12 protein-coding genes are annotated in these 9,063 nt (G+C 58.4%); 8 read left to right on the plus strand and 4 right to left on the minus strand.

Annotated elements, in window-relative coordinates; all coding sequences use genetic code 11:
- Positions 1-6: 6 nt before the first annotated feature.
- Positions 7-1,173, plus strand: coding sequence for an acetylornithine deacetylase (gene argE, locus ACEWPM_RS16735; RefSeq protein WP_393963967.1), 1,167 nt, complete (start codon positions 7-9; stop codon positions 1,171-1,173).
- Positions 1,174-1,411: 238 nt separating this feature from the next.
- Here the strand turns inward: argE and ACEWPM_RS16740 are convergent, their stop codons facing one another.
- Positions 1,412-1,792 carry a DDE-type integrase/transposase/recombinase gene (locus ACEWPM_RS16740; protein ID WP_393963986.1) on the minus strand — a complete coding sequence of 127 codons (381 nt, stop codon included), beginning with the start codon at positions 1,790-1,792 and terminating at the stop codon, positions 1,412-1,414.
- A gap of 238 nt (positions 1,793-2,030) precedes the next feature.
- Here ACEWPM_RS16740 and dapF point away from each other — a divergent pair, with 238 nt between their 5' ends.
- From dapF to ACEWPM_RS16765, 5 genes are all read left to right on the plus strand, one after another.
- The gene (dapF, locus tag ACEWPM_RS16745) at positions 2,031-2,897 is read left to right on the plus strand and encodes a diaminopimelate epimerase (protein ID WP_393963966.1); all 867 of its coding nucleotides are present in this window, start codon (positions 2,031-2,033) and stop codon (positions 2,895-2,897) included.
- Positions 2,894-3,643: an ATP-binding cassette domain-containing protein gene (locus tag ACEWPM_RS16750; RefSeq protein ID WP_476454010.1), complete on the plus strand. Its 750-nt coding sequence runs from the start codon at positions 2,894-2,896 to the stop codon at positions 3,641-3,643. Before dapF ends, ACEWPM_RS16750 begins: the two co-directional genes overlap by 4 nt.
- A gap of 33 nt (positions 3,644-3,676) precedes the next feature.
- Positions 3,677-4,471 (plus strand): transporter substrate-binding domain-containing protein, encoded by a 795-nt coding sequence (locus tag ACEWPM_RS16755; protein WP_393963965.1) that lies wholly within the window; start codon positions 3,677-3,679, stop codon positions 4,469-4,471.
- Between the two features lie 75 nt (positions 4,472-4,546).
- The gene (locus tag ACEWPM_RS16760) at positions 4,547-5,239 is read left to right on the plus strand and encodes an amino acid ABC transporter permease (protein WP_393963964.1); all 693 of its coding nucleotides are present in this window, start codon (positions 4,547-4,549) and stop codon (positions 5,237-5,239) included.
- A 10-nt stretch (positions 5,240-5,249) separates the two neighbouring features.
- Positions 5,250-5,939 (plus strand): amino acid ABC transporter permease, encoded by a 690-nt coding sequence (locus ACEWPM_RS16765; RefSeq protein ID WP_393963963.1) that lies wholly within the window; start codon positions 5,250-5,252, stop codon positions 5,937-5,939.
- Between the two features lie 24 nt (positions 5,940-5,963).
- Here ACEWPM_RS16765 and ACEWPM_RS16770 read toward each other — a convergent pair whose 3' ends face one another.
- Positions 5,964-6,212, minus strand: coding sequence for a dienelactone hydrolase family protein (locus ACEWPM_RS16770; RefSeq protein ID WP_393963962.1), 249 nt, complete (start codon positions 6,210-6,212; stop codon positions 5,964-5,966).
- Between the two features lie 453 nt (positions 6,213-6,665).
- Complete coding sequence (locus tag ACEWPM_RS16775) at positions 6,666-7,544, minus strand: LysR substrate-binding domain-containing protein (RefSeq protein WP_393963961.1); 879 nt, start codon at positions 7,542-7,544, stop codon at positions 6,666-6,668.
- A gap of 99 nt (positions 7,545-7,643) precedes the next feature.
- Here ACEWPM_RS16775 and ACEWPM_RS16780 point away from each other — a divergent pair, with 99 nt between their 5' ends.
- Positions 7,644-8,348 carry an SDR family oxidoreductase gene (locus ACEWPM_RS16780; protein ID WP_393963960.1) on the plus strand — a complete coding sequence of 235 codons (705 nt, stop codon included), beginning with the start codon at positions 7,644-7,646 and terminating at the stop codon, positions 8,346-8,348.
- A gap of 7 nt (positions 8,349-8,355) precedes the next feature.
- The gene (locus ACEWPM_RS16785) at positions 8,356-8,589 is read left to right on the plus strand and encodes a DUF6552 family protein (protein WP_393963959.1); all 234 of its coding nucleotides are present in this window, start codon (positions 8,356-8,358) and stop codon (positions 8,587-8,589) included.
- Between the two features lie 278 nt (positions 8,590-8,867).
- Here the strand turns inward: ACEWPM_RS16785 and ACEWPM_RS16790 are convergent.
- Positions 8,868-9,063: hypothetical protein (locus tag ACEWPM_RS16790; protein WP_420768035.1), on the minus strand; the 196-nt coding region annotated here is incomplete at its 5' end.

Below are 9,063 nucleotides of genomic sequence, written 5' to 3' on the forward strand. Positions count from 1 at the left end.
GTCTCCATGACCCATGAAAAGCTGGATGCGGCCAAGGACCATCTGGGCCGCCTGATCGCGTATGACACCACCAGCGCCAAGCCGAACCGCCCGATCATCGACCACATGGCCGAGTATCTTGCCGGTCTCGGGGCTCACATCACTATTCTGCCCGACGCCAGCGGCAAAAAGGCAAACCTGATCGCCCGTTTCGGTCCGGAAGGTCAGCCCGGCATCGTCTTGTCGGGGCATACTGATGTCGTGCCAGCGCGCGGTGCCAACTGGACAACGCCACCGTTTGAAATGGACGAGCGCGACGGCCGCCTTTACGGTCGAGGGTCGTGCGACATGAAGGGGTTTGCCGCCTGCGTCATGGCGGCGGCACCGGCATTTGCGGAGGCGGCGCTGACTCGGCCGCTTTACCTATGTTTTTCCTATGACGAGGAGGTCGGGTGCCTCGGCGCACCTGACATTGCGCGCCATCTTGCCGGACTGGATGTGCCGCCGATGTTGGCCATCATCGGCGAGCCTTCCGAGATGAAACTGATTACGGGTCAGAAGGGCAAGATTGCCATGCGTGCTCATGTGCGCGGAACGGCTGGTCATTCATCATTTGCGCCTGCCCACGTGAACGCGCTGGAATACGCCGCCCGCATCATTGCCATGATACAGGATCGCGGACGCGCCTATGCGGTGGACGGGCCTTTCGACAGGGAATTCACCGTGCCGCATGCTACGATGCTGGCAACGATGATCGAAGGCGGTGTCGCGACCAATGTCACGCCCGACTACTGCGCCTTTACGTTCGAGCTGCGTAGCATCGACGAGACTAGCGCACGTGCGGATATGGACGCGCTTCTGCAGGAGGCGCAAGATCGGTTTCAGGCAGAGATGCAGGACATCAGCCCCAAGGCCGGCATCGAGTGGGAAGAGATCTTCTCATATCCCGCAATGGGTGACGCCACCGGCACGAAGGGATTCGAGGCGGTGAAAGATATTTTGCCTGAATGGGGTGGCAAGGTGTCCTTTGGATCCGAAGGCGGTGTTTTCGAGGTGATCGGTGGTATCCCTTCCGTCATCATCGGCCCCGGCTCGATCCGGCAGGCGCACAAGGCGGATGAATTCATCGAAATAGATCAGGTGGAGCAATGCCTGCGGTTTCTAGACATGATAATAGAATTGGCTCGCGAGTAACCACGTTGCACGGGCATGGGTTGGGTTGATATTGCCATTATCCGTAGTTTCGGTCAGGCGACGCCGTCGAACTTGGCGCGGCCAAATTCGTTCATTTTGTTGAGGATGTAAGTGCCAATCTTGGCCTCCGATTTTTGGTTTAGAAAGTTGCGCGCTTTCAATTTGGGGTCGATAACCGTCTTCTAACGGCATTGCCATGTTATTTGGCGTAGACTGCAATGATGATGATTTCGCGCAATCAGGCTGTCATCTCGGCGGCATACACGTCCCACAGGTCGAATGCATCGACTCGGGCATTACGGTAGGAGATTGTGGGAAATCGGTAGTGGCGGCGACGGAAGATGGTTCGGATCTGGTCGTGGGCAGCAAGGAACCTTTGCGCTTGCCTCGGCGATTTGAACCTTCCCATGATTTTTTCCCGGCGCCGCGTTGGCCTGTATGACCCTTCGATCAGATTGTTGAGGCCTTTCTCCGCACGATGATCCACGCCCGGCGCAAGATCTTGGATCGGCTTGAAATAGCTGCGGAGTTTGTCAGTGATCACAACGCGCGGATTGCCAAATTGGGAGATGGGTCGCGTCAGAAGCGGTAGTGTCCCACCGGGTTCTCTAATCGCCATGGTCAAGAGCTGATTTCTCTGCGGTTCATCCTGCGCGCCGGGCTCTCCACTGTCTGACGCGGTAATGCTGGCGCTCGAAATTCTATCTGCCCATTCGTATCGCATCTTGGGTTGGCGTCCACCGGCAATATCCCATCTTGCAATGAATGAATGAAGCCGCGACAGTGCGGCACAATGCGCAGTGGAAGTCTCAAGGCGGCCTGTCCGCGAGATTGAACGACACGAAAGCGATATATTGATGACACAGCCATGGAGCGGCGTACTCTTTGCCGATGGGCCACCATTCGTAAAAATGCACGGGCTGCGCAATCATTTTGTCATCGTTGATGGCCGCGTTGATCCGTACGCACCTAGAGTGCCTGAAATCGCCCATATCTGCGATGTTCAGGTGGGCGTTGGCGCAGATCAACTGCTGGTCATCGAGCTGTCCGAGCGAGCAGATGCCAGCCTCCGTATTCTCAACATCGACGGGCGGGAGGTCGGGGCATGCGGCAACGCCACACGCTGTGTCGCTTGGCTGTTGTTGGAAGAGGCCGGATCGGACGAGATTACGATCGAGACACAGGCAGGCATTCTGCGCTGCACGCGCCGTGGCAGGCTCAAGGTCGGCGTCGAGATGGGACGGATCGAGCATGACTGGCAGACATTCCCGCTAGCGCGCGAGGTGGATACGCTGGACCTGCCGCTGGCACATGGGCCGCTGGAGCATGGTGTGGCGTCCTGGGTCGGCAATCCGCATGTGACGTTCTTCGTTGAAGATCTGCCGTCGCTCGATGTCGCCGAGTTGGCGCGGCCGATACTAATGGATCCCCTCTTTCCTGAACAGGTGAATGTAGGGTTAGCCGAGATCCTGGGCCCGGCACGCATGCGCTTGCAGGCCTATGAGCGCCCCGGCATGCTGACCGGTGCGTGTGGTACTGGAGCCTGCGCCGCCGTGCGGGCCGCGCAGCTTCGTGGGTTGGTCGACACGGGACCAATCAGGGTAGACATGGGTGCAGGCTCTGTGGCGATCCAGATCGACTCAGACGGCAGTGCCATGATGACCGGACCGGTCGCGTATTCATTCTGCGGGCGCCTGCCACTTTATTCAGAAAGAACACCATGAGCGAGCCGATGATCGCCATCGAGGGGGTCAGCAAGACCTACCACATGAAAGGCCGCGCGGACGTGCGGGCGCTCGACAATGTGAGCGCCACAATTGACAGGGGCGAGGTGGTGGTCATCATCGGCCCCTCCGGTTCAGGCAAGTCCACACTTTTGCGCGCGCTCAATGGTTTGCAACCCGTCGATTCCGGCCGCATCGTCATCGACGGCGTCGAAGTGACCAGTAAGAAAACGAATATCAACCGTCTGCGCGCTGAGGTCGGCATGGTGTTTCAGCATTTCAATCTTTTTCAGCACAAGACAGCGCTGGAGAATATCGTCTTGCCGCAGATGATCGTCGCTAAACGTAAGCGCGCCGAGGCGGAGGGCATTGCGCGCGATCTGCTTAAAAAGGTCGGGCTGCCCGATCAGGAGAATAGCTATCCTGTCATGTTGTCAGGCGGTCAGCAGCAGCGCGTCGCCATTGCGCGCAGTCTCGCAATGAAGCCTAAAGTGATGCTCTTCGACGAGGCGACCTCGGCGCTGGACCCCGAAACGGTAGGCGGCGTGTTAGAGCAGATGCGCGCCCTCGCCGCCGAGGGCATGACCATGGCCGTCGTCACGCACGAGATGGGCTTCGCGCGGGAAGCGGCGGATCGCATGATTTTCATGGATGGCGGCGCTATCGTAGAAGAAAACACGCCCGCCGCGTTCTTTGATAATCCTCAGACCGACCGGGCTAAAGATTTTCTGAGCCAGATATTATAACGTCACGAACATTCATCAAGGAGGAGAGACAACATGAAACCCAAAAACCTGGCCGCCCTGATCGGCGGCGCTGCAATGGCCGTGATGGCCACTGTGTCTTGGGCCGAAACGACGATGGAAAAGATCGTGCGCACCGGCGAGATGACCATCGCCGTGCAGACGCAAGGCCCCCCCGTCAGCTTCATCAACAAGAATGGCGAGCGCACTGGCTTGGCCGTGGAGCTGGCGCAGATGATGGCCGACGACATGGGCGTCAAACTGGTCGTTCAGGATTACGACTGGAAGGGCCTCATTCCTGCGCTGACTTCTGGCAAGGCCGATTTTATTGCAGCCGACATGACGCCGACCGCGCAGCGCAGCATGCAGATCATGTTCACCGAGCCGGTCTTCTTTGCCGAAACCGTCGCTTTCACCAAGGAAGGCACCGATTTCACCAGCTGGAAAGACCTGAACAAGGCCGATGTGTCGCTGGCCGCGACGCAGGCCTCGTCCTATGCTTCCGCCGCGCGCAAGTTTCTACCCGAGGCTGAGCTGAAGGAATTTTCTGGCGGCACCGCGCAGGCGGTTCAGGCCGTCATGTCGGGCCGCGCAACGGCGGGTGTCACCGATAAGGCGACGCTGTCGGGCTTTCAGTCATCGATCGACGGCATCGTCCTGCTGGAGGGTGAGTTGAACAAGGAGCCGCTGGGTTTTGCTGTGCGCCCCGACTCGGTGCATCTGCTGAACAGCCTCGACAACTACATGCGTCTGATCCGCATCGACGGACGCCTGAATGAGAAGGTCGCGTACTGGTGGAACTCCACCGATTGGGAAGCCGACCACAAGTGATCGCTGAGGGGCGGGGGCGCTGCAGCGCCCCTCCCCGACAGAATCTGACATGACACGCAGGACCGCACCTCGCCGATGATGTGGCTTCAAGATTACTTCAATCTCCGGCTGGTGTCGGAATATGCGAATGTCTTTGCCGAGGGCATCTGGCAGACGCTGTGGATTTCCGCCGTCTGCCTCGCGCTGTCGCTGGTGCTGGGCACCGTGTTGGCGCTGGCGCGCATGTCGAGCAACCCGCTGTTCTGGCGGCCCGTCGCGGGCTACATCCAGTTCATCCGCTCAACGCCGCTCCTGGTGCAAATCTACCTTGTTTATTATGGCCTGCCAACGATCATGCCCTCCGGGCTGCTGTTCGACGAGGTGCAGTCGGGCATCATTGCGCTGACGTTGCACACGTCGCCCTACATGGGCGAAATCATCCGTGCCGGGATCGGGTCGGTTGCGCGCGGGCAGATCGAAGGCGCGCTGTCGGTCGGAATGACGCCGCGCGAAACGATGCGCTACATCACCTTGCCGCAAGCCATCGCCAACGTGATGCCGCCGCTGCTGGGCCAGACCGCCGTGCTGATTAAGGACACCTCGCTGCTCAGCATCATCGCGGTCTTCGAGCTGCTGGGCGCGGGGTTGTTGATGTTTTCCGAAACGGTCGTGGCAACTGAAAGCTACGTCACCGTCGCTGTCTGCTACCTCGGCATCTACGCCATGATGCTGGTGCTGTCGGGCGTCGTTCAAAACCGTTTGGGCGGCAGCGCCTGGCAGGCAAATTGAGGGGGGAGGGATGGATTGGATCACTGACAAATGGGACATCGTGGTCCAGCTTTATCCCTTCATGCTGAAGGGATTGTGGCTGACGTTTCAGATATCGATCATCGCCATCGCCATCGGGTCTACCATCGGTTTCATCCTAGGAGTGGCCAAGACGGCGGGGTTCGGGCTGATCAACGCGGTCATCAATCTCTACCTGCACCTGCTGCGCGGCTCGCCCTACCTCGTACAGCTTTATATCGTTTACTTCGTGTTGCCCGCCACCGGCATAGCCTGGCTGTCATTTGACAGCTACACTGCGGCCATCGTGTCGTTGTCGCTCTATACATCCAGCTATGTAACGGAAATCGTGGCCGCTGCCATTTACGCAGTCCCCAGCGGTCAAGCTGAGGCAGCGCGCTCGGTCGGGATGTCGAAATTCCGGACCTACCAGCACATCGTCGTGCCGCAGGCGCTGAAGCTGACGATTCCACCCATGGCCAGCATCTACGTCATCGTCATCAAGAGCACGGCGGTCCTGTCGGTCATCGGCATATCCGAGCTGACAAGGCAAGGTGAAGTAGCGATCATGCGGATGCCGGGCGATATCATGTTCATCTACAGTCTGATCGCGATGTTTTATTTCATATACTGCTATCCGATGTTGCGCCTGTCGAAATGGGCCGAAGGACGGTTCGGAACATCCGGCGGTGGGGATAGTTAGGCAGACGCTCGCCATCGGCTTGCGTCAACTTCTTACAATGAGACGCCTTAAAAATTCGGAATTGCGACGTCTTAGCGCCCCTGTCGCCGCGCGGCGGTGATCGACAGTCTCGGTCGGAGTGTCCACCCCGAACATATCCAACGCGAAGGCGTCATACCCCATGTCGGCCAGCATGTCGGCGTGATCGCGTTCGTAGTCTGTCAGACCGTCCCAATGATGCATGATCAGAACCAGCCCCTGCGGGTCCTCGGCTGCAGCCCAATAGCCGCTCATCGCTGCCCCACCCACTGTGTAGGACACATCATTTGCGAATGCTGGGGCGCCGACGAGGGCGGTGGCGAAGACAACAAGCTTGATACCTATTTTTTGATCTCCTTTTCCATCGGCTGAGGCGACGGATGACGTCGGTCATGCACCTCGCTCTAGAAAACATGGCGCGCAGGGGCCCATCGGCAACCTTCGGACGCCGGTCCGAGCGTCGGCTATGCGCAGATAGTGACCTTTGCAAAGTTTGGTCCGTTTCCCGACAGCGGCCTTTCGTGTAGCACGCGGCGAAAGTCGGGTGAGAGCCCATGTTGCAAGATTTCTGCTTCGCAGCGAATGTCAGCTATTAGGAGGCGGTCAAAAACCGTCACCAAGGCCTTGGGTTTGGAGCGTGGCTTTTGGTGGCCTCCAACGATGTGGTTTCCGTCTTTTCCAGAAACGAGGGTTTTTGATAAGCGCTGACTACGCTTTGGATTCTGCTTTCGATGCAAACCATTCAATAACAGCTTGTATTGATGAGCTGCGTTTCGACCCGCGCATGGATAATAAATAGAAATCCCGCTTCCCCGAAAGCGTCTCCGGGATGATCTGCACCAAATGATTTGCGGCAATGTCTCGCTTTGCGAGAAAGCTGCTGACGAGGGCTGCACCCTGACCCGAAAGTGCGGCGTCCATGGCGAGGGTTGTCTGACTCAATCGTAGTCCGTGGTCCCCACGATCTTCCACTTTCAGCTGTTTAAGAAATGCGGGCCAGAGATCGTGGGCATCGTGCAGCTTGGGCAGCCGTGACAGAGTTTCCGGATCAAGTGGCAAGTGCTCACCGGCGATCAGCGACGGAGCCGCCACGGCGATGATTTCCTGACGGAAAAGACGTATTGCATCCAGTGCAGCGCCAAATGGCGGTTGTCCTTGGCGGATGGCCAGGTCGATCCCGTCACCGTGGAAACTGGATATTTTTTCAGTTGCGAGGATGCCCAAGTCGATCTCGGGATACGCGGCTGAAAAATCCGGCAGGTTCGGGATAAGCCACTTTGCGGCGAAGGTCGGAGTAACGCTCACCAGAACCTTGTCTGGCTCGGGCCGTAAGGTTTCCGTGGCAGCGCGTAGATCTTCGAACGCGGTGGCGACACGCGCGTGATAACCGCGCCCGGGCGACGTGAACGCCAGCCCCTTTGGTAGCCGCTCGAACAGCGAAACCCCCAGATGCGCTTCGAGCTGCCGCACCTGCTGCGCGACAGCCCCTTGCGTCACACCCATTTCGTCGGCTGCGGCGCGAAAGTTGAGGTGGCGACCGGTCACATCGAAGGCGCGCAAGCCATTGAGGGGCGGAAGCTGAGTCATATGGCGATAGTAATCCTACTGGCAGGTAGCGTTATTTCTGGCGCGCAATCTGACCGAATTTAAACTATTTTAGAATGTAGCATAACGAAGGAGCATATCATGTCAGTAGAAAAAGTAGCGCTTATCACCGCAGGTGGCAGTGGCATGGGTGCCGATGCTGCCCGCAGACTGGCGGCAGACGGATTTCGCGTCGGCATCCTGTCGTCGTCCGGCAAGGGGGAGGAACTTGGCAAGGAGCTGGGTGGTTTCGGCGTCACCGGGTCAAACCAAGAGGTGGACGACCTTGCCGCATTGGTGGAAGGAGCGAAGGATCGCTGGGGCCGAGTGGATGTTCTGGTCAACTCCGCCGGCCATGGCCCGAAAGGCCCCGTGCTGGAAATCTCGGACGACGACTGGCACACGGGGCTGGACGTCTATCTGCTGAACGTCATCCGGCCCACACGGCTGGTCACGCCACTGATGCAGGCGCAGGGTGGCGGTGCGATCATCAATATTTCAACCTTTGCGGCTTTTGAACCCGATCCGCTTTTCCCGACCTCCGGCGTCTTTCGTGCGGGTCTGGCTGCCTTCACGAAGCTCTATGCGGATAAATACGCGGCAAAGAATATCCGCGTGAATAATGTCCTTCCGGGATTCATCGACAGCCTGCCCGAAACCGAGGAGCGCCGCGCGCGTATCCCAATGGGGCGCTACGGCCACGCCGACGAGGTGTCGTCACTGATCTCGTGGCTGGCATCCGAAGGGGCCGCATATATGACCGGGCAGAACCTGCGTGTCGACGGTGGGCTGACCCGTGCCGTCTGATATTGCGATGGCTGCGCCCCAGACGGGGCGCGCCGCCTTCACGGTGAAGTGGGCAGCATCATTCATTCAAATCATGGGCTATACAGCGACAGGGTTTGGGTGGGCGCCTTGGAATCTATATCTGTTTCTTGTCGGTGTTTTAGGCTGGTTCGCGGTCGGCGTGCTTTGGAATGATAGGGCGCTCATGCTGGTCCACCTCGTCGCTCTCGGTGCCATGCTTGCTGGGATGAGCAGTGGTTGACGGTGATTGCTTTCAATCTTCGCTTTACCCGGTCGAAAGATGACCTTCCCATCACCGACTAAAACGACCGTTTGTTGAACGGTCCACCGAAGCGGACCTTGGAGCGCATTTAGCCAAGGGCGGCTCCGTCCCGCATAGCGTACTTTGGTGCCGAGCGCAGCGGATGTCGGGTTTTCGCCCTATCTGCCGAATGTCACTCCCGGCCGATTTCGTTGAAAAACTCGCCACCTCGTCCCAACGGGTAGGATCAGCAGAATACTTTTCGTTGAAAAGCCCTTTCAAGAAACATGGTTTGCCAATGGCCCTATGATGAGAGCGATGTTCCAGATTCTTGCGCCGATTTTTGCGTGGCAGAGTTTTTCAACAGAATAGGGCCCGAAGCGGACATCGGTGCAGCGTAAGCATCCGGCGTAGGCCGTGGCGAGGTCAACGCGCGCGGTCACGATCCATTGCGATGAACTCTTGCAGGTTTTC

Origin of the sequence: Roseovarius maritimus, from assembly GCF_043355895.2 — a bacterium.
Lineage (GTDB): Bacteria > Pseudomonadota > Alphaproteobacteria > Rhodobacterales > Rhodobacteraceae > Roseovarius > Roseovarius maritimus.

Coding starts and splice junctions, on each gene's coding strand:
- dapF (WP_393963966.1), top strand. CDS start 2,031: ATGACACAGCCATGGAGCGGCGTACTCTTTGCCGATGGGCCACCATTC.
- ACEWPM_RS16785 (WP_393963959.1), top strand. CDS start 8,356: ATGGCTGCGCCCCAGACGGGGCGCGCCGCCTTCACGGTGAAGTGGGCA.
- argE (WP_393963967.1), top strand. CDS start 7: ATGACCCATGAAAAGCTGGATGCGGCCAAGGACCATCTGGGCCGCCTG.
- ACEWPM_RS16755 (WP_393963965.1), top strand. CDS start 3,677: ATGAAACCCAAAAACCTGGCCGCCCTGATCGGCGGCGCTGCAATGGCC.
- ACEWPM_RS16780 (WP_393963960.1), top strand. CDS start 7,644: ATGTCAGTAGAAAAAGTAGCGCTTATCACCGCAGGTGGCAGTGGCATG.
- ACEWPM_RS16740 (WP_393963986.1), bottom strand. CDS start 1,792: ATGGCGATTAGAGAACCCGGTGGGACACTACCGCTTCTGACGCGACCC.
- ACEWPM_RS16765 (WP_393963963.1), top strand. CDS start 5,250: ATGGATTGGATCACTGACAAATGGGACATCGTGGTCCAGCTTTATCCC.
- ACEWPM_RS16760 (WP_393963964.1), top strand. CDS start 4,547: ATGATGTGGCTTCAAGATTACTTCAATCTCCGGCTGGTGTCGGAATAT.
- ACEWPM_RS16770 (WP_393963962.1), bottom strand. CDS start 6,212: ATGAGCGGCTATTGGGCTGCAGCCGAGGACCCGCAGGGGCTGGTTCTG.
- ACEWPM_RS16775 (WP_393963961.1), bottom strand. CDS start 7,544: ATGACTCAGCTTCCGCCCCTCAATGGCTTGCGCGCCTTCGATGTGACC.
- ACEWPM_RS16750 (WP_476454010.1), top strand. CDS start 2,894: ATGAGCGAGCCGATGATCGCCATCGAGGGGGTCAGCAAGACCTACCAC.